This is a genomic window from Streptomyces sp. NBC_01481, assembly GCF_026339995.1.
In the GTDB taxonomy this organism is placed as follows: domain Bacteria; phylum Actinomycetota; class Actinomycetes; order Streptomycetales; family Streptomycetaceae; genus Streptomyces.
Map to the genome: position 1 here is coordinate 311,319 of NZ_JAPEPT010000004.1, position 19,516 is coordinate 330,834.

Sequence of the window (19,516 nt, forward strand, 5' to 3'; positions counted from 1 at the left end):
CGGACCTCTTGGCTGGTCCGGGTGGCGGGGGAGTGGGACCCTATGAGTGGGGTGTCTGCCGAGGGGACTCGGGAGGGCCGATGGGACGAGACGTCCCGGCGCTGGTATTCACCCGTGACGACCGCCGCCGGTACCGGATCAAGATGCAGGAATGCCTCGACGCGTTCGCGCAGATGCTGCGTGAATCGCGATTCGAGTTCGAGCGGCCCCAGGTGGGTCTGGAGATCGAACTCAATCTGGTGGACGCGAGCGGCGAGCCCACCATGCGCAACACCGACGTGCTGGAGGCGATCGCGGATCCCGCCTGGGCGACCGAGCTGGGCAGATTCAACCTGGAGATCAACATTCCGCCGCGGCGGCTGACGGCCGGCGGACCCGACGCGTGGGAGCAGGAGATCCGGGACGCGCTCAATCACGCCGAGGGCCGCGCCGCGGAGGTCGGCGCGCATCTGATCATGGTGGGAGTCCTGCCTACGCTGCGCCAGCCGGACGTGAGCGAGGCGGCGCTGTCGGAGAACCCCCGGTACCGGCTGCTGAACGAGCAGGTGTTCGCGGCTCGCGGCGAGGATCTGCGGATCGCAGTGGACGGCGTGGACCGGCTGCGGACGTACGCGGACACCATCACGCCGGAGGCGGCGTGCACCAGTACCCAGTTTCACCTGCAGGTCTCTCCGGACGAGTTCGCGGGCTACTGGAATGCGGCACAGGCGATCGCGGGGGTTCAGGTGGCCCTGGCCGCGAACTCGCCGTTCCTGTTCGGCAAGGAGCTCTGGCACGAGACGCGCATCCCGCTCTTCGAGCAGGCCACCGACACCCGCTCGGAAGAGATCAAGGTGCAGGGGGTGCGACCACGAGTGTGGTTCGGAGAGCGCTGGATCAACAGCGTCTTCGATCTCTTCGAGGAGAACGTGCGCTACTTCCCCGCGCTGCTGCCCCTGTGCGACGAGCAGGACCCGAAGGACACCCTGGACGGCGGCGACACTCCTGAACTGGCCGAACTCACGCTGCACAATGGCACGATCTACCGCTGGAACCGCCCGGTCTACGCCGTGGCCCACGACAAGCCGCACCTGCGGGTGGAGAACCGCGTTCTCCCCGCCGGCCCCACGGTCGCCGACGTCCTCGCCAACGGCGCCTTCTATTACGGGCTCACGCGCGCCCTGGTCGACGAGGAACGGCCGGTCTGGTCGCGGATGTCGTTCTCTGCCGCCGAGGACAACCTGCACGCCGCGGCCCGCAACGGGATCGACGCGCGGCTGTACTGGCCCGGGATGGGCGAGGTGCCTGCGTCGGAACTCGTACTGAGACGCCTCCTGCCGTTGGCGCACCGGGGACTGGAGCGGTCGGGAATGGATGCCGCGTGGCGCGAGCCGCTGCTGGGGATCATCGAGCAGCGGTGTGTCACCGGCCGCAATGGCGCGGTCTGGCAGAAGGAGATGTTCCACCACATCGATGCCACCGCCCATGTCAGCCACCATGAGGCGCTGCGGCGGATGACACGGCAGTACATGGAATACATGCATCTCAACGCGCCTGCGCATACCTGGCCCGTCGAGTGATGCAGCTGCGCTGTGCCACTTCGGCTACCGTTTGTCACTGATAAATGCCCGCATTTCGGGCATGGTGTCTTCACGGCGGAAGGGCGCACGCATGACCCCGATCCTGGCCGACGCTGTGGTCGGCGCGCCCGGTTCCGTGCCGGCATGACGATTCCCGACCCGGAACCGCGAGGCGGCGCCGTTGAGCCGAGCATCGCCGCCACCGCCGCCCGCGCCGGCGACACTGCGGCCGCACGGCTCAAGGAGCGGATCTACGCGACCATCACCGTGGCCGCGGTGGTGGTGACTCTCGCGGAGGCAGACACGCACGACCCCGAGGAGGCGGCGCTCACCGTGGCCGGGACGGCTCTCGGGGTCTGGCTGGCAACGCTGGTCGCCGACGAGCAGGCGCATCGTGCCGTGAGCAAGCGTGGCGCGAACCGGGCGGAGATCCGGACGACTTTGTACGTCTCCGCTCCGTTGTTGCTGAGCGCGGTGGGGCCACTTGTGCTGATCGGTGTGTCGGCGCTGGGCGCGATGGATCTGGGCACCGCGCTGCTGATCAGCGCCGGGGTGGAAGTGGCGACCCTCTTCCTGTGGGGCTGGCGAACCGGCCTTCGGATGGGCAACGGGCCGCTGAGCGCCCTTGTCTCAGGCCTGCTGGACACCGCGATCGGCGTAGGGGTCGTGGGCGTGAAGCTCCTCGCGGGTCATTGAGCCGGGCGGCGATGTCCGTCAGGGCTGCAGGCGGGTGGCGCTCCAGCCGTTCGGTGTGCGGTCGTAGCGGAGTCTTTCGTGCAGCCGGTCGGTGCCGTTCGCCCAGAACTCGACGGCGCGCGGGACCAGTTCGAGGGCGATATAGGTCAGCGGGCGTGGCTGCGGTCCCGCCTGGGCGAGGGTCTGGGCGCGGGCGCGCAGGGCTGGCACGTCGTCCAGGGGCTCGCTCTGGCGGGATGCGGTTGTCATCGCGTGGATGAAGACCGGCCTCTCGGCCCACAGGGCTTCGGTATCGGCGTCGGACAGTTCTCGCACCGGGCCGCCGAGGCTGACCTGCCGACTGGTCTCGCGCCAGTAGAGCAGGCCGGAGGCCCAGGGGTTCGCCCGTAGTTCGCGAGCCTTGCGGCTTGTTCGGTGGGTGGTGAAGACCAGGCCGCACTCGGTGAGCCGATTGACGACCACCGTGCGCAGGGAAGTCCGGCGCTGGGTGTCGGCGGTGGCCAGAGCCAGAGCTCTCGGTTCACGAACACCGTGAGCGTGCGCGTCATCAAGCCAGCTGTGGAGCAGCGCAATCGGGTCGGGCGGCGGCGCCGTGTACTCGGGGAAGGCGATGTCGATGGTCGCCGTAAGGGATTCGGAGCCGGACCGGGTGCCGGGGCGCGCGTTCATGGGCAGGTCAGACATGGAGGGTTCCCTGGGCTGTGATCACGCCGTCGCCGCCGACCTCGACCGACTCGACGTGGGTTCCGATTCCTTCGGCGCGGGCGAGCATGCGGGAGGGGCGGCCCATCTCGACGCCCTGCATGATCTCGATGCAGCGGCCGCGGGTGAGAGCGCCGTGCCGCAGGAGGTGGACGACCAGCGGGCCCGCGGCCGAGCCGGTGGCCGCGTCCTCGGTCACTCCGTAGGCGGGCGAGAACATCCGGCTGCGCCAGTGCGCGCCGTTGCCGGCGAAGCAGTTGGTTGCCATGTCCTCGAAGGCGGCCAGCGCGCGGTGGTCGGGATTCAGCGCGGACAGTGCGCTCACGCTGTCCAGGCCGACGAACACGTGCCGGGGCCCGTTGTGGTAGATCTCCACGGGCAGCGTCGAGGCGGGCACACCCAGCGCGTCGAGAAGTTCCCCGGTCCGGTCGAACGGTTCCCAGGTGGGCAGCGGCTGTTGCATCCGGGCGGTGGTCACCCGGCCGTCCGTGCGGTCCAGTTCGAAGGGGATGACGCTGACGGCGGTCTCCAGCTGGAGGCGGTCGCCCGGGATGCGGCGGGCCAGTGCGAGGGCGGTGCCCAGCAGCGGATGCCCGGCGAACGGCAGCTCGTTGACCGGCGTGAAGATACGGATCCGCGCGTCACCGCCCTGACGCGGGCGCAGGACGAAGGTGGTCTCGGAGAGGTTCATTTCGCGGGCAATGCGCTGCATGAGCTCCGGGCTGAGGTCGTCGCTGTCGAAGAAGACCGCCACGGGGTTGCCGAGCAGGCGTTCTCGGGCGAAGACGTCCACGACGACGTAGGGGTGCATCCGATGTCTCCAATCACCGCTGGCAGCAGCGGCTTCGGGGTCAGGCGGGCACGGCGGCCGGGCGCTCGGTGGTGCCGGTGGGTACGAGGGTCGGGCGCATCGCCCGGTGTACGGCCTGTGCGACGAGTCGGACTCCGTGCTGGGTGAGTACGGATTCGGGGTGGAACTGCATCGACGTGAAGTGAGGCCCGCGCAGCGCGTGGACCTCGCCGCTCGCCCGGTCGCGGGAGACGTCCACCCTGCCGACACCGTCGATGTGTTCGGTGTCGCGGCGACTCTGCGCGGCGTACGTGTTGTAGAAGCCGGCCCGGACGCGGTCGCCGAAGAAGTCGATCTCCTGTTGCGCGCCCTGGTTGGGATGATCGCGGCGCTCCAGGCGGAAGCCGAGCCGCAGACTGAGGACCTGGTGGCTCAGACAGACGGCGAGGAACGGCCGCCGCTGCGCCAGCAGCGTGTCCACTGCCGAGCGCAGGGCCTCCATGCGGGGGTGGCCCCGCTCGCCGGGGTCGCCGGGTCCGGGTCCCAGCACCACCAGGTCGTAGCCGTCGAAGGTGTGTGCCTGGTCGAACCGGCGGACGGTCACCACCAGCCCGAGGGACCGGAGTTGATGGGCGATCATGGAGGTGAAGGTGTCCTCCATGTCGATGACCAGCACGCTGCGTCCGGTCAGGTCGGGCGGCGACCCCTCCCGCGGCGTGTCCGGCCGCAGCCAGAACGACGCGAGGGTGTCGTTACGGCGCTCCAGCGCGGCGCGGACGCTGGGATGCGCGGCAAAGCGGGCGACTTCGCCGGTGTGCGTTTCGGGTGGGGCGGCGGGTGCGGATTCCAGGGCGGCGATCAGTCCGGCCGCCTTGGCCCGTGTCTCGGCCGCCTCCGCACCCGGGCCGGAGTGGCGTACGAGGGTCGAGCCGGCCCCGATCCGCACCCGCCCGGCCGGGCTGATGTCGGCGGTGCGGATGAGGATGGCCGAGTCCAGGGTGCGGCACCCCTGCTCGTCGAAGCCGATGAGGGCGGCGATTCCGCTGTAGTAGCCGCGGCCCTGCTGCTCGTGCCGGGCGATGACGCGGCAGGCGCTCTCCAGCGGGCTGCCGGTCACGGTCGGCGCGAGCAGCGTCTCACGCAGGATGCTGCGCACATCGCGGGTGGTGCGGCCCTGGATGTAGTACTCGGTGTGTGCGAGCCGCGCCATTTCCTTGAGATACGGGCCGGTGACGCGGGTGCCCGGCTCACAGATCCGGGCCATCATCTTGAGTTCTTCGTCGACCACCATGCACAGTTCGTCGCTCTCCTTGGGGTCGGCGAGGAAGTCCATGACGCCGGTCAGGCTGGGGCCTGCGGCCGGGTAGCGGTAGGTGCCGCTGATCGGGTTCATCACCGCCGTCGCGCCTCGTACGCTGATGTGCCGCTCCGGCGATGCCCCGACGAAGGTGCGTGAGCCGGTGTGGACGACAAAGGTCCAGTACGCGCCCCCCTCGCTCTCCAGCAGTCGGCGGAAGAAGGCCAGGGCGCTGTGGGGCCCGTAATCGGTGATGTCGGCCACGAAGGACCGCTGGATGACGAAATTCGCCCCGGCGCCCGTGCCGATCTCGTCCGTGATCACCTGCTTGACGGTCTGTGCGTACGTGGCGTCGTCGCTGTCGAAGCGCCCGCCCGACAGGGAAGTCGCCACGCGCGGCAGCCGGGAGAGCGCTGCGCCGAGCGGCATGGTCTGCTGCTCGGTCACCGTCATTGAGATCAGCGGGGAGTGGTCGTCGTGGCAGGCGAATCCGCGTTCGGTGATCTGCCGGTAGGGGATGAGCACAAGTGTTTCGTGGCGGCCGGGTGTGGCTGTGCGCGGGAGCGGGATCCGGGCGAGCGTGGCGGGGTGCGTCACGCTGCCCGTGAGGATGTCCAGTTGGCCGGGGCCCGTGGTGTGGGGGCGGTGGAGGATGGCGTAGGCGGGTGGGGGATCGCGGAGGATCCGGTCCAGCAGGGTGGTCATGCCAGGGCCTCCTTGGTGGTGATGACCATGGCGCAGCGCCGGGCGGCGTAGCGGAGAGCCATGCGGTGGTCTTCGAGGGAGAAGTCGGCGACGGCGTCGGAGACCAGGAAGGTCTGGATGTCGTGGCTGAACGCGTCGGCTGCGGTCATGAGGACGCCGATGTGGGCGTACACCCCGCACAGCACCAGCTGGTCGCGGCCCCGTCGGCGCATCCACTCCAGCAGCCGGGAGCGGTGGAATGCGCTGTAGCGCCACTTGGTGAACACCATGTCGTGGGCGGTGGGCGCCAGTTCGCCGGTCACGCTCTGCTCGGTGGGTGTGGTGCGCATGCCGGAACCCCAGAAGTCCCTCAGCAGGCCGCGCTGTTGGTCGTTCATGCTGCCGGGCTGTGCCGTGTAGGCGGTGGGGATGCCGCGAGCCCTGCAGTGTGCGCGAAGGAGTGCCGTGTTGTGGACGAGTTCGCTACGAAGTGGGTGGGGGAGTGGTGCGAGGAAGTAGCGCTGCATGTCGTGGATGAGCAGTGCGGCACGGTCGGGATCGACGCTCCAGCGGGCGGTGTTGGCGGGCGGCTCGGCGGCGGCTGCCATGAGGTAGGGCTCGGTGGGCGCCATGCCGGTCACGGTTGTCCTCATGCCGGGTCCTCGTCCAGGTTGGAGCCGCCGGGGGAGAAGGCGGAGACGACGGACAGGGCCTGGTCGAGGTTGAGGCGGGGGTCGCACAGGCTCGTGGAGTGGCGCCCGCCGGTCATGGACAGGTCCCTCTCGTCGCCGACGCACTCCAGGACATCGTCCGGAGTCGTCTCCAGGTGCAGTCCCCCGGCGATGCCGCCGCCGGCCCGGACCGCCTGCCGGAACGCGATGACTTCGCGGATCGCGTGCTGGACGACGCGGGTCTTGGTGCCGTTGGCCGTCTGCACGGTATTGCCGTGCAGCGGGTCGGTCAGCCAGCTGACGGGGTGGCCGGCGGCGCGGACCGCTGCGACGAGGTCGGGCAGACGATCGGCCACGGTGTCGGCGCCCATCCGGGCGATCAGGGTGAGCCGGCCGGGCTGTCGCTCAGGGTCGAGACGTTCGCACAGGGCGAGGAGCTCACCCGTGCGGACGGTGGGGCCGACCTTGCAGGCGACCGGGTTGGCGATGGCGGCGAGGAGGGCGACATGGGCGCCGTCCACCTGACGGGTGCGCTCGCCGATCCACGGCCAGTGGGTGGAGCCGAGATACAGCCGGCCCGCTTCGTCCCGGCGGAGCATGGGCACTTCGTAGTCGAGGAGCAGCGCTTCGTGGCTGGTCCAGACAGGCGCATCGATACGGGTGCTGCCGGGCGGTGCTGCCCAGCCCAGGTGGGTCATGATGTCGCTCGCGGCCATGTAGCCGGTGAGGATGCGCAGGGGGTCGGGCCTGCGGCTGTCCGGTGTCGGCTGTGGCCCGTTGACCATGTGCCCCTGGTAGGAGGGGAGTTCGAGGTCGCCGACCTGCTCGGTTCGGTGCGTACGCGGCTTGGCGAACTGTCCGGCGATCCGGCCGACGCGCAGTACCGGCCGGGCAGTGGCCATGCGCAGTGTTCCGGCGAGCAGTTCCAGTACGGCGATCTTGCGGCTGACGTGGGCGGGCGTGCACTCGGCGGGGTCCTCCGAGCAGTCGCCGCACTGCACGACCACGCACTGTCCGGCCGCGACCTGGGCCAGCAGACCGGAAAGGGTACGCAGGTCCTGGGGCCGTGACAGTGCGGGGCGGGCGGCGAGGGCGTGGCGCAGCCGCCGTACTTGTACGGGGTCGCTCCACTGCGGCTGGTGCAGCGCGTTGTCGAACCGGGTCTCGCTCAGCAGGTCTTCCATCACATCGCCCCTCGTTCCCGGCCGGCCTTCAGGTGGGAAGTCCTTCTCGCTTGATCCGGGGCACTGGGATGCCGAGCGCGCGCAGTTGCTCGCAGGGGTTCATGAACTCGCGGTTCTGCCTGATCTTTCCGTTGTCGAGCAGGAAGGAATGCAGGAAGCGGTTGTGGTAGTAGCCCTCCGGATAGCCCGGGAAGAGGATCTTTCCGCGGCCTTCGCACTCGACCCAGAAACGGTTCGGGTCCTGCGTCTCGAAGATCTGGATGTTGTACCACTGCCAGTCCGGGAAACAGGCCAGCGACCAGACGGCATGCTCGGCAAGCCGGTCCCGGCCGCTGATGACGATCGGCTCCCCGTTGTCGGTGGTCCACAGGCCGCCGCTGCCGTCGGCGGTGAACAGCTCGTGCCGGCGCAGCCGGTCGGGGCCTGTGGTGTGCATGTACTTCTCGACGGTGGCGCGGTTGGTGCGGCGCAGTTCGGCCGCATCGGTGAAACCGTGCGTCACGACGGCGTCGGACATGGCTCTTCCCCCTTGAGGCGTGGACGGGCCCAGGGCGTGTTTGAGAAGTCGCTCCCCCAGAGCTTCGCCTGGGAGGTACCCCCACCCCGCGACGCCTGGCATGCGCACTCGCGGTGTTGTCGGAGTCGCCCAAGTACGTCCAGTACGAGGGCGATCTCCCCCAGACTTCGTCCGGGGGTGCCCCCACCGCCTTGCGACTGCACGCACCAGACGCCGCGGGGCCCGCCCTGCGGGCGGACGGCGCTACTTCTCAAACACGCCCCAGCGAGCGGGCGGTCAGCGCGATCGTCCAGGTGCGCGCTCGGGATCGGCTCGGAGCTGACCTGAGGAGCGGTGGATTCCGGGCGGGTCGACGCGTGACACCGGGCCCGGCGACCTGGTCGCGGACAGACGGAGGAGGACCCCGACCGGTTGCCGGTCGGGGCCCTCGATGCTGTCCGGTCCGGGTTCGCGCCCGTCCCGCTGTCGGTCAGATGCGCGCCGCTGTGCCGAGCTGCACGGACGCCGATTCGAGCGGGGTGAGGACGGGGGGAACGACGGGTGCCGGGGTGGCATGGCAGGTGAAGCCGAGCTTGGTAAGGGCCCTGGTCACTTCGCCGGCGGTGAAGTCACGGCGGTCCTGGCCGGTGATCACCTCGCCGACCTGCTTGACGGGGAAGACGCGGCGGCCGATGGTCACTGACTCACCCGTGACGGGTTCGGGCTTGATGCCCTTCATCGATTGCTGCACGTCACTCTTGACCAGGTCGAAGGGGAAGCGGGCGATGACGCAACGCATAGTGCCTCAACAGGGTTGGAGGGAAGGGCGGACACGGATGCCGACCAGGGGGAGATCAGTTTCTGAGAGCGAGGACGCCGAGGATGTACCCCTCTTCGTCGACCACGGGCGAGGAGCCGAGGGATCGGGCCCGCATGGCGTATTCCGCCTCGGGCAGCGAGGTCTCGGACAGGGTGAACGGTCCCCGGTCGTGGACGATGTCCCGCAACCGAGTGTCCTCGGTGTACCACGAGCCGCCGCGGTACGCGGTGAGCTGGGCGCGTGAGACAAGACCGGCACAGCGGTCGTCCTCACCGCGGATGATCAGGTGCCCCACGCCGGCGCCGATGAGGACGGAGAGGGCGACGTCGACGATCATGTCGTCGCCGACCTGCGGTCCGGGTGCGGTCATGGCGTCGGCGGCAGTCAGCCCGATGCGGTCCGTCTGCCGTGGCTGCGTGAGAATCAGCGTCAAAGGACACCTTTCGTGTTCTGCGGGTCGACCGGTCGCGCGTGACTGCCGGCGTGCGGTGTCATACGGCGCTCTTGAACGAGGACTGGCGCTGCGAGGTGGTGCCTGCCCGCCCCTGCGACGCGGCGCGGGAGCGGCGGGCCTGGGAGGGACGGCTGCGCTTGCCGCGTGAGGACGAGGAGCCGCCCTTCGCTCGCTCCGGCACCGGTGCGGTGATGGTGACGGGAACGCCCGAGGGCGCCTGGGCTCCGGTGATGCGGCTCAGTTCGGCCTCGCCGGAGCGCACCTGTGCGACCTGCGGGGTGATGCCGGCGTCGGCCATCAGGCGGGTCATCTCGCGGCGCTGATTGGGAAGGACCAGCGTGACGACGCTGCCGGACTCGCCGGCACGGGCGGTGCGGCCGCCGCGGTGCAGGTAGTCCTTGTGGTCGCTGGGGGGATCGACGTTGACGACGAGGTCGAGGTTGTCGACGTGGATCCCGCGGGCCGCGACATTGGTGGCCACCAGCGCCGTGACGTGGCCGGTCTTGAACTGGGCGAGGGTGCGGTTGCGCTGGGGCTGGGACTTGCCGCCGTGCAAAGCCGCGGCCCGTACGCCGCTGTTCAGCAGGTGCTTGGTGAGCTGGTCCACGGCGTGCTTGGTGTCCAGGAACATGATCACCCGCCCGTCGCGGGCCGCGATCTCAGTGGTGGTCGCGTGCTTGTCGGCGCCGTGGACGTGCAGTACGTGGTGCTCCATGGTGGTGACCGCGCCTGCCGACGGGTCGACGGAGTGGACCACAGGGTCGTGCAGGTAGCGGCGGACCAGAAGGTCGACGTTGCGGTCAAGGGTGGCGGAGAAGAGCATCCGCTGGCCCTCGGGGCGTACCTGGTCGAGCAGCTCGGTGACCTGCGGCATGAAGCCCATGTCGGCCATCTGGTCGGCCTCGTCCAGCACGGTGATGCCGACGCGGTCCAGGCGGCAGTCGCCGCGCTCGATGAGGTCCTTGAGTCGGCCGGGAGTCGCCACGACGACCTCGGCACCGCCGCGCAGCGCGCCGGCCTGGCGGCCGATCGACATACCGCCGACCACGGTTGCCAGTCGCAGCTTCAGCGACCTGGCGTACGGGGTGAGCGCGTCGGTGACCTGCTGAGCCAGCTCGCGGGTCGGAACGAGAACCAGGGCCAGCGGCTGCCGGGGCTCGGCGCGCTTGCCCTCGGTCCGCGCCAGCAGCGCCAGGCCGAAGGCGAGAGTCTTGCCGGAGCCGGTGCGTCCGCGGCCCAGTGCGTCCCGGCCGGCCAGCGTGTTCGGCAGGGTGGCCGCCTGGATCGGGAACGGTACGGTCACGCCCTCGGAGCGGAGCGCCGCCAGCAGGGGTGCGGGCATCTCCAGGTCCTCGAAGGCCTCGACAGCGGGCAGCGCCGGGGTGATGGTGACGGGCAGGGCGAACTCTCCCTGGCGCGCCGCGGGGCGGCGCCCGTAGCCTCCGGAGCGGCTGGGGGCGGCCGAGCGGCCCGGAGCGCCCTGGCGTCCCTGCGACTGCGTACGGAAGCCGCCGCTCCTGCCGGAGCCGGCGTTGCCCCTGCGGGAGTAGCGGTCGTTCGTGCGAGCTGTGCGGTTCATGCAGAACCTTCCTCGATGCGGCACGTATCGAGGGGTTCCCGGCAGCAAAAATGAGCAGCCATGAGAATCGCAAGAACGAGCCGGAATGAAAACGAAGACGAAGTACGGCCGCCGGCGAAAGCGGAGGGCCGATACGTCAAAATGAGTGACATGCGCCGGAGCGGCTGCGATGCCGAATCATGGGGGATCGGGCGGACGTGTGTCCGGCAGGAGCAGGAGGGCGGATCGACCGCCCTGCGGCGTTGAAACGTATGACGTCTCGCCGCATATGACGTCACTGCGGCCTGGCCAAACCCGGAAAAAGCAACGAGCCGGGGCCCGCACCCCAAGGTGCGGGCCCCAGCTGCGTTGTGCGTTTCAGCCTCAGGCGGGAACGATGTTCTCGGCCTGCGGGCCCTTCTGGCCCTGCGTGACGTCGAAGTTCACCTTCTGGCCTTCCTGAAGCTCACGGAAGCCCTGGGTGGCGATGTTCGAGTAGTGGGCGAAGACGTCGGGGCCGCCACCCTCCTGCTCGATGAAGCCGAAGCCCTTTTCCGCGTTGAACCACTTGACGGTGCCAGTAGCCATGTCTTATCTCCTTCGGGGCAGTGCCGGAGCCCGCACTGTGCGAACTCCGCGTCGCCTTGATGATTGCCCCGTCCGGAAATAAATCCGGAAATACATAAGTGCACGATCCGGCATTGATACCGGTCCGAGCACTTGAAGTCTTTGGGAACCACAACTGCAACTGAGAACAACGGTAGCACGACGCAAGCGGCCGGGCGCGGCGAGTAATATCACTCCGCCCGTCGCGCCATAAACCCTCATCGCCCGTTGCCCGAATTTCTATGCCTGCCGCGACAGATATCGGCTGCCCGCCGAGCTGGGGGCGCTGTCAGGAGTCGGCCGCCCCGCTCGAGTCTGCCGTGGACCGTCGCAGCTCTTCATTGAGTCGCAGGGCCTCCTCGAGCTGGTCCTCCAGAATGACGATGCGGCAGGCTGCCTCGATCGGTGTACCGCCGTCGACGAGCTCGCGCGCCCGGGCGGCGATGCGCAGCTGGTAGCGGGAGTAGCGGCGGTGGCCGCCCTCGGACCGCAGTGGGGTGATCAGCCGGGCTTCGCCCACGGCCCGGAGGAAGCCGGGCGTGGCGCCGATCATTTCGGCGGCGCGGCCCATGGTGTACGCGGGGTAGTCGTCATCGTCGAACCGGTCGGCGGCGGGCGAGGGGGTTTCTTGGGGCATTCGCACCTCTTCTGAAACGCGTCGAGGGGCCCCAGTGCGTACACACCGGGGCCCCGAGGGGTATCAACACCATCTGCCGGCGCTGTGCGCTGGCTTTCGTATTCCGCTGGTCCGTCCTTGAGACCGGACGTGCGGGGATCGCGGATGCGTGACCGGGGACCACCTTCCCATCGGGGTCTGCGGCACCCGGGCGAACCGGAGTATCGCCCGGGCGATCCTGATGGCGTCTGCTCCTCTCTTTCTTCGGGGTGTGCGGGTCTGAACATCTGGTGCCGCGCAGCGCTTGGCCTGCGCTCGCACCAGTCGGCTGTGTTGCGTATCGCCGACGTGATCGGCTACGCAAGAAACTTTAGCCGCGTGGCCATCCAATTTCTACCTTGTCGGCCATAGATTTTGAGGACTGGGGAGAGCTAGGGCCTGTCGTTCGGATCAGGCCCTAGGCGGACAGGGCGACGCCGAGGGAATGGGCTGCCATGGGCTTCGGCGCACCCTTCTCGTAGAAGACGTCCAGTTCCGAAATCGTGAACCCCGCGCTGGTCAGCATGCCGACGATCGGCCTGGTGAGGTGACACCCGCCGAAGAGCCGCTTGTTCACCGGCTCGAGGCGTCGTTGCCAGCGGCGGACGTTCTCGTCCCCTTCGGGAGCCAGCCCGTGCTCGACGAAATGCAGCGTCCCACCGGGCTTGAGGACGCGGCGCACTTCGCGCAGGGCGGCGTCGGCATCGGGAATGGTGCACAGCGTCCACGTGGACAACGCGGCGTCGAAACTGTCGTCCTCGAACGGCAACGACTGCCCGTCAAGCCCGGCGCGCCGCACCGGGATCCGTGACGCCCTGACGCGCTCGCCGGCAATCCTCCACCCGACATCGGAGGGCTCGACCGCGGCCACGCCGTTGACGGTCTCCGGGTAGAAGGGAACGTTGTGCCCCGTCCCGAACCCGATCTCGACGACTTCGCCCTTCAGGCCCTCGCAGACTCGGCGTCGCAGCGGCTGGGCGGTCTTGGCTCCGCAGGCGACGTTGACAACCCGCGGCAGGACCCGCTCGGCATAGAACCCCATGGCGACCTCCGCGTCTCTCGTCCAGCATGGCACCGGAGCAGCTCGGATGCAGTGCCCGGCGGGCTGTTCGCCTGCTTTGGAACGGTGCCGAGCGACGAATGGGCGTGAGGGACTGCTTCCCGCTGTGGGTGGCGAGTTGAGCGCCAGTCGCCGGTCTCGCCGCGAGCGGCGACTTACCCGCGGAAACACCTTTCGCTGAGGTGCCGACTGCCTCACTATGGGCTTTTGTTTCTTGCCGGTAACACTGGCGCGTTTTCCACTGGGCAGCGGGTCGCTCGCGCTGTAATGAACGAGGAGTCAAGAGGGTGCCAGAGCTCCACCAGATCGGTCCCGGTCCCGCGGACGAGAAGCCGGTCTACGCCGCCCTGTCGGACGCGGAGCTCACCGAACGCATCCGCGCCGGTGCACCTGCCGCCCATCCCGCCGCCCAGGAGCTCAAGCGCCGCCACCTTCCCGCCGTCCTCACCTACGCCCGGCTCTGCGGACGCCATCAGGCCGCCGGGCACCAACTGGCCGTGCAGGCCTTCGACCTGGCCGTTCAGGAGGCGTGCCGGGGCATCGAACCCCGGGGGAACTGGCGGCACCATGTGCTGATGCTCGTTCAGCGGGTGGGTCTCGCCTGGGCCGTCGGCAGCCGCCGGGACCGGCTCGAACCCGATTTCGCCGCATGGATCGACGAGACGGCCGACTTCACCGCACCGGATGTGCCCATGTCCCGGCTCCGGTTCGAGGCGTCGTCCGCGATGCTCACCGGCTTCTACCGGCTGCCGGAGCTGACACGGGGCATCCTCTGGTACGCGGTGGTGGACGCGGAACCCGTCGCCACCGTCGCCACCTTCCTCAGCGTCAAGCCGGAGCTCGTACCGGAGCTGCGGGACAAGGCACAGGACGCCATGCGGCAGGCCTATCTGCGGGCCTATCTGGAGCGTGGCGGGGACAGGAAGTGCCTGGGCTTCCGCCGCATCATCGAGGCGGCGGCGCGGCCGGGGGACCGGCGGCACAGCGAGGATCTGACGCTCCACCTGGCGGAATGCCCCAGCTGCACCCGGCTGCTTGCGGAGCTGGCGCGGATGGGGGACGACCCCCGCACCGTGTTCGCCGAAGGGCTGCTCGGCTGGGGCGGACCGGCGTACGCGGACCGCGGTCCGGTGCGCGGGCTGCTCGATGCCGTACCGGCGCAGCCCGACCGGTCGAAGGCCACGGCCACCATGCCGGCGTACGCCGCTCCCGGGACGCTGTCGGGGCGCGACGGGACGTCGCGGAAGGGCGCGAGCCGGCCGTCCCGGACCGTCGTCCTCGTCGCCGTGGCGGTCGTGGGCGCCGTCGTCGCCGGCACTCTGCTGGCGAACGCCTCCGAGGACTCCGGTCCGGCACGCGTGCGTGCGAAGGAGCCCCCGCTCAGGGAGAGCTGGCCGGCCGTTGCCGCGCCCGCCCCCGCCCCCGCCCCGACGAAGAGTCCCACCCGGCAGCCGTCGAAGAAGCCTTCACCCTCGCCGAGCCCCACCGCCTCGCTCACCGCCCGCAAGACCCCGGCGCCCACTGCCTCGAAGAAGCTCCCGCCCCCGCCGTCACCGATCGCTGCCGGGAACGGCTTCACCCACGTCGTGAATGCGGATTCCGGGCTGTGCCTGGACATCGTGAACGGCGTGATGGAGAACCGTACCGACGTCATCACCGCCCGCTGCAGTGGCGCCCCGACCCAGCAGTGGAGCCTGGACTCCATCGGACTGCTGCACAGTAAAGAGGACCCCGACTACTGCCTGGACTCGCGCGGTGACACCGACCGTGGCGTCGGTATCTGGTCCTGCGCCTCGGTCGACGGCCCGAACGGGCTGAATCTGCTCTTCACCGTTGATGGATCGGGAGCCATACGGCCACGGATCGCGCCGGACTTCGCCCTTGAACCCCTGGGCGGCTCCGAGGGCGCTCCCCTCGACTTCGACCCCGCGGACGGAGACCGCGACCAGCGCTGGACCACGGGTGTTGCCTGATCGGCGGGCTGGTCAGCTCAACAGGGGGACCCCGTCAACCACTTCACCCTCCCCGCGTACGCTTCCCGCGCGGGCGACCCCGGTGATTGAACAAAAGCCGCAGGCAGGCCGTACACATGGGCGCGGCCCCGAACTCACGAGCCTGGTCCGCCGTGCCACCACCCGGCTTCGTACGGAAGGACCTCCGGCGTGTCGCTCTTCACGCGCTCCAGCCAGCTGCCGCCCGCGGACATGGCATCCACAGAGGAGGGCCCGGCGCCGGACGGCCACTCGGAGCGCACGCCGGACGACGACGCCGCGGGTCGGGACAGCACCGCAGGTGACGCCACCGGCGACGACCCGCACGAGCCCGTCGCCGGCGGCAGCCGGCGGGACAGGCATCCGGCCGCGGCGCGTGCGGTGGCGTGGGCGACCACCGCCCTGGCCGCCCTGCTCGTATTCTTCGCCCTCCTCATGCCGCAGGACGTCGCCCGCCTCACGCCCAGCACGTTCATACGCATACCGGTGGAGGGGATACTCGGCGCCGCCGTACTGCTTGCCCTGCCGACGAGGGCGAGGCGTGCGGCGGCGGTCCTCGCCGGGGCGGTCCTCGGCATGCTGACCCTCCTCAACTTCCTCGACATGGGCTTCCATGAGGTCTTCGGCCGAGGGTTCAACCTTGTGCTCGACTGGATCCTGCTCGACGACGGCGAGTCGTTCCTCCAGGACTCGATAGGCCGGGCGGGCGCGATCGGTGTCGTCATCGTGGTCGTGATCCTCGTGCTCGCCCTGCTCGTCCTCATGACGCTGGCGGTCGTCCGGCTCAGCAACCTCATGGCCCGGCACAGCGCCGTGGCGACCCGTACGACTCTGATACTCGGGACCGCCTGGATAACGTGCGCGGCGCTCGGCCTGCAGCTCGCCGGGGCGCCGGTCGCCTCCAGGAACACCTACGCGCTCGTGCACAACCGCGTGGACCTCGTGAACGCGACCCTGAAGGACGAGAAGGCGTTCGCCAAGGAGGCCGCCGTCGACGCCTTCCGCAACACCCAGCCCGACCAGTTGCTGACCGGACTGCGCGGCAAGGACGTCATCTTCACCTTCATCGAGAGCTACGGCCGCAGTGCGGTCGAGGACCCGTCGATGGCGCCGCAGGTCGACGCCGTACTCGCGGACGGGACCAAGCGGCTGCGCGCGGCCGGGTACTCGGCCAGGAGCGGCTGGCTCACCTCTCCGACGTACGGCGGCGGCAGCTGGCTGGCCCACTCCACCTTCGCGTCGGGCCTGTGGATCGAGAACCAGCAGCGCTACCGCACCATCACCGCCGGGGACCATCTGACCCTGCCCGGCGCCTTCCGGAGCACCGGCGCCTGGCGGACGGTCGGCATCATGCCGGGCGTCACCAAGAACTGGCCGGAGGGAAAGTTCTACGGCTTCGACAAGGTCTACGATTCGCGGCATCTCGGGTACGAGGGCCCGGAGTTCAGCTGGTCGACCATGCCCGACCAGTACGCCCTGAAGGCCTTCGAGCGCCTGGAGCACGGCAAGAAGCACGACAAGCCGCTGATGTCGGAGATCATCCTGACCTCCAGCCACAACCCCTGGGCACCCCTGCCCAAGACCCTCGGCTGGGACGAGATAGGTGACGGCTCCGAATACGACGCCATCGAGAAGGCGGGCAAGGACCCCGTGGACGTGTGGAAGGACTCCGGCGAGTTGCGCGCCGAGTACGCCAAGTCCATCCAGTACTCGCTGGAGAGCCTGATCTCCTATGTGGAGAAGTACGGCAACAAGAACACCGTGCTCGTCTTCCTCGGCGACCACCAGCCCGTGTCGAAGGTCTCCGGCGACCACGCCAGCCGGGACGTACCGATCGCGATCGTCGCCCACGACCCGGCCGTGCTGGACCGGATCTCCGGCTGGGGCTGGCAGGACGGCCTGAAGCCCGACCCGAAGGGCCCGGTCTGGAAGATGGACGCCTTCCGCGACCGCTTCCTGACCGCGTACGGCCCGAAGCCCGGCCCCACGCCGTCCCCGGCGGCCCGGTGACGGGACTTTGAAGACCCGGCCTGGCGCGCCCGGTGATCAGACGACCGGCTCTCCGATGCCCAGCATGTTCCCCTCGCTGTCGCGGAACCAGGCGCCGCGTTCACCCCGTGCGCCCTTGCTCGGGTAGTTCCCGTCGATCTCGGCGATCCCGCCACTCGTACGCAGTCCGGGAAGGTCGACCTCCTCGAACACGACGCCGCGTCGCCCGAGTTCCGACACGACGGCCTCGATGTCGTCGACCTCCCACCCCATCTGGGTGAAGGTGCCGGGTGACGATCCCGCGGACTGGAACAGGGCGAAGTCCACGCCTCCGCAGCGGTACAGCAGCCCGCCGGGCCGCTCGTCGACCGGTTCGAGTCCGAGCATCTCGGAGTAGAACTGCCGCGCCCGGTCCAGGTCCTGGGCGGGAAGCCTGGTCGCCACGCGTGCGCCGGCGAGAATGCTCGTGTCATGTGCGTTCATACGTCCCACTGTGCCGTGAGCAGGGCGAAGGGGCAGCTGCGACGAAGCCGTCCGCCTGGTTTCTTGTGGCGGACGGCTTCGTCGTGATGTTCAGAGATCAAGATCGGCGACGGCACATAAGTGTCCTTGGCCGCTGGACGACACCGGCGCGAGCCGGCGGCGGGATTCGAACCCGCGTTGCTCTCTTGACAGGAGAAGTAGCCGCAGCCTGCGCACCTGAACGAGTTTCACAGTAGCTCCGGAGCGGCTGCGCGGGCACGCGAATAATCGTCAGGCCACCAGGGGCCGGTCCGTAGGGGCGACGGGAGCCGGGAGCACGGTGGAGCCGGTCAGATAGCGGTCCGTCGCCGCCGCGGCGGAACGCCCCTCCGCGATGGCCCACACCACCAGGGACTGGCCGCGTCCCGCGTCGCCCGCCACGAAGACCCCGTCCCTCCTGGTGCCGCCCGTCGCCTCGGCCGCCTCCGTCGCTTCGGCCGCGAAGGCGGCGTCCCGCGCGAAGTTCCCCCGCTCGTCCAGCCAGAGTCCCAGCTGCTCCATCAGACCTGTGCCCCGTTCGGGGCCCGAGAAGCCGAGGGCGAGCAGGACCAGCTCCGCCGGGATCACCCGCTCGGTGTCCGGCCGCGGCTTTCTGTGCCCGGGTTCCACTTCCGACAGGCGCAGCGCGCGCACGTGTCCGGCCGGGTCCCCTTCGAAGCGGAGCGTGGCGGAGGCGAAGACCCTTGGATCCGTGCCCTCCCGCCCCCGGGCCTCCTCATGGGCGTGGGAGATCCGGTAGACCTTCGGGTACGTGGGCCAGGGCTCGGCATCCCGCCGGGAGCCGCCCGGCTCCGGATTGATGTCCAGCTGCACCACGGAGGCCGCGCCCTGGCGCAAAGCGGTGCCCAGACAGTCCGAGCCGGTGTCCCCGCCACCGACGATCACCACGTGTTTGCCCTCGGCGGTGACGGGGGGCGAGGCGTAGTCGCCTTCTCTGACGCGGTTGGCGAGGGTCAGGTAGTCCATGGCCTGATGGATGCCGTACAGCTCGCGGCCGGGGACGGGGAGCTCCCGCTGCTGCGTGGCTCCGACGGCGACGACCACGGCGTCATGGCGCCTTCTGAGCTCGGTGGCGTCGAGATCGCTGCCGATGTCCACACCCGTGCGGAATTTGGTCCCCTCCGCCCGCATCTGCTCGATGCGGCGGTCCAGGTGCCGCTTTTCCATCTTGAACGCGGGGATGCCGTAGCGCAGCAGCCCGCCGATGCGGTCGGCCCGTTCGTAGACGACGACGGTATGACCGGTACGGGTGAGCTGTTGCGCGGCGGCCAGTCCGGCGGGTCCGGAGCCGATGACGGCGACGGTCTTCCCGCTGAGCCGCTCCGGCGGCTGCGGGGAGGCGTACCCGCGCTCCCAGATCTGGTCGGCGATGGCCTGCTCGACGTTCTTGATCGTCACCGGATCGGCGTTGATGGTCAGCACGCAGGCGTCCTCGCACGGTGCCGGGCACAGCCGCCCGGTGAACTCGGGGAAGTTGTTCGTCGCGTGCAGCCGTTCGGCCGCGGCCCGCCAGTCGCCGTGCCTCGCGTACGCGTTCCACTCGGGGATGAGATTTCCCAGCGGGCAGCCGCTGTGGCAGAACGGTATGCCGCAGTCCATGCAGCGCCCCGCCTGCTCGGAGACGAGGGGAAGCAGGACCTGCCCCGCGTAGACCTCGTTCCAGTCGCTCAGCCGCTCCTCGACGGGGCGCGGGGGGACGGGCCGCCGGGGGGTCTTGAGGAAGCCGAAGGGGTCGGTCATGCGCCGCGCCTCCAGTGTTCATTCGCGGTGCAATAGGGCGGT

The 19,516-nt window shown here is 69.6% G+C and carries 18 protein-coding genes; 4 read left to right on the top strand and 14 right to left on the bottom strand.

Annotated elements, in window-relative coordinates; all coding sequences use genetic code 11:
• Positions 1-80 precede the first annotated feature (80 nt).
• A complete protein-coding gene (locus tag OOK40_RS23160; RefSeq protein ID WP_266485203.1) occupies positions 81-1,559 on the top strand; it encodes a glutamate-cysteine ligase family protein in 1,479 nt (492 codons plus the stop codon).
• A 144-nt stretch (positions 1,560-1,703) separates the two neighbouring features.
• A complete protein-coding gene (locus OOK40_RS23165; protein ID WP_266485205.1) occupies positions 1,704-2,255 on the top strand; it encodes a hypothetical protein in 552 nt (183 codons plus the stop codon).
• Positions 2,256-2,273: 18 nt separating this feature from the next.
• On the opposite strand, the gene phzG is transcribed toward OOK40_RS23165, so the two are convergent.
• The 12 genes from phzG to OOK40_RS23225 all read right to left on the bottom strand — a co-directional run bounded on the left by phzG (position 2,274) and on the right by OOK40_RS23225 (position 13,214).
• Positions 2,274-2,939, bottom strand: a complete 666-nt coding sequence (gene phzG, locus OOK40_RS23170; RefSeq protein ID WP_266485207.1) for a phenazine biosynthesis FMN-dependent oxidase PhzG — start codon at positions 2,937-2,939, stop codon at positions 2,274-2,276.
• Positions 2,932-3,768, bottom strand: a complete 837-nt coding sequence (locus tag OOK40_RS23175; protein ID WP_266485209.1) for a PhzF family phenazine biosynthesis protein — start codon at positions 3,766-3,768, stop codon at positions 2,932-2,934. The genes phzG and OOK40_RS23175 overlap by 8 nt, the downstream gene beginning before the upstream one ends.
• Positions 3,769-3,808: 40 nt before the next feature.
• Positions 3,809-5,749 (bottom strand): anthranilate synthase family protein, encoded by a 1,941-nt coding sequence (locus tag OOK40_RS23180; RefSeq protein WP_266485211.1) that lies wholly within the window; start codon positions 5,747-5,749, stop codon positions 3,809-3,811.
• Positions 5,746-6,336, bottom strand: a complete 591-nt coding sequence (locus OOK40_RS23185; protein ID WP_323136113.1) for an isochorismatase family protein — start codon at positions 6,334-6,336, stop codon at positions 5,746-5,748. Before OOK40_RS23185 ends, OOK40_RS23180 begins: the two co-directional genes overlap by 4 nt.
• 41 nt (positions 6,337-6,377) lie before the next feature.
• Positions 6,378-7,583, bottom strand: a complete 1,206-nt coding sequence (locus tag OOK40_RS23190; RefSeq protein ID WP_266485213.1) for a 3-deoxy-7-phosphoheptulonate synthase — start codon at positions 7,581-7,583, stop codon at positions 6,378-6,380.
• A 28-nt stretch (positions 7,584-7,611) separates the two neighbouring features.
• Positions 7,612-8,100 (bottom strand): PhzA/PhzB family protein, encoded by a 489-nt coding sequence (locus OOK40_RS23195; RefSeq protein WP_266485216.1) that lies wholly within the window; start codon positions 8,098-8,100, stop codon positions 7,612-7,614.
• Between the two features lie 469 nt (positions 8,101-8,569).
• Entirely contained in the window at positions 8,570-8,878 is a 309-nt protein-coding gene (locus tag OOK40_RS23200) for an SCO5918 family protein (RefSeq protein WP_266485218.1), read from the bottom strand.
• 55 nt (positions 8,879-8,933) lie between these two features.
• Positions 8,934-9,332 (bottom strand): CBS domain-containing protein, encoded by a 399-nt coding sequence (locus tag OOK40_RS23205; RefSeq protein WP_266485221.1) that lies wholly within the window; start codon positions 9,330-9,332, stop codon positions 8,934-8,936.
• 58 nt (positions 9,333-9,390) lie between these two features.
• Positions 9,391-10,932 (bottom strand): DEAD/DEAH box helicase, encoded by a 1,542-nt coding sequence (locus OOK40_RS23210; protein ID WP_266485223.1) that lies wholly within the window; start codon positions 10,930-10,932, stop codon positions 9,391-9,393.
• A 363-nt stretch (positions 10,933-11,295) separates the two neighbouring features.
• A complete protein-coding gene (locus tag OOK40_RS23215) occupies positions 11,296-11,499 on the bottom strand; it encodes a cold-shock protein (protein ID WP_018536328.1) in 204 nt (67 codons plus the stop codon).
• Positions 11,500-11,806: 307 nt separating this feature from the next.
• Positions 11,807-12,154, bottom strand: coding sequence for a MerR family transcriptional regulator (locus OOK40_RS23220; RefSeq protein WP_266485227.1), 348 nt, complete (start codon positions 12,152-12,154; stop codon positions 11,807-11,809).
• A 436-nt stretch (positions 12,155-12,590) separates the two neighbouring features.
• Positions 12,591-13,214, bottom strand: a complete 624-nt coding sequence (locus OOK40_RS23225) for a class I SAM-dependent methyltransferase (RefSeq protein WP_266485230.1) — start codon at positions 13,212-13,214, stop codon at positions 12,591-12,593.
• A gap of 305 nt (positions 13,215-13,519) precedes the next feature.
• Between OOK40_RS23225 and OOK40_RS23230 the strand changes: the two genes are divergently transcribed.
• Entirely contained in the window at positions 13,520-15,205 is a 1,686-nt protein-coding gene (locus tag OOK40_RS23230) for an RICIN domain-containing protein (RefSeq protein WP_266485232.1), read from the top strand.
• A 189-nt stretch (positions 15,206-15,394) separates the two neighbouring features.
• Positions 15,395-17,233 (top strand): sulfatase-like hydrolase/transferase, encoded by a 1,839-nt coding sequence (locus OOK40_RS23235; protein ID WP_266485235.1) that lies wholly within the window; start codon positions 15,395-15,397, stop codon positions 17,231-17,233.
• Between the two features lie 36 nt (positions 17,234-17,269).
• Here the strand turns inward: OOK40_RS23235 and OOK40_RS23240 are convergent, their stop codons facing one another.
• Both OOK40_RS23240 and OOK40_RS23245 read right to left on the bottom strand, forming a co-directional pair.
• Complete coding sequence (locus OOK40_RS23240; protein WP_266485237.1) at positions 17,270-17,695, bottom strand: VOC family protein; 426 nt, start codon at positions 17,693-17,695, stop codon at positions 17,270-17,272.
• A 270-nt stretch (positions 17,696-17,965) separates the two neighbouring features.
• Positions 17,966-19,474, bottom strand: coding sequence for a glutamate synthase subunit beta (locus tag OOK40_RS23245; protein ID WP_266485239.1), 1,509 nt, complete (start codon positions 19,472-19,474; stop codon positions 17,966-17,968).
• Between the last annotated feature and the right edge of the window lie 42 nt (positions 19,475-19,516).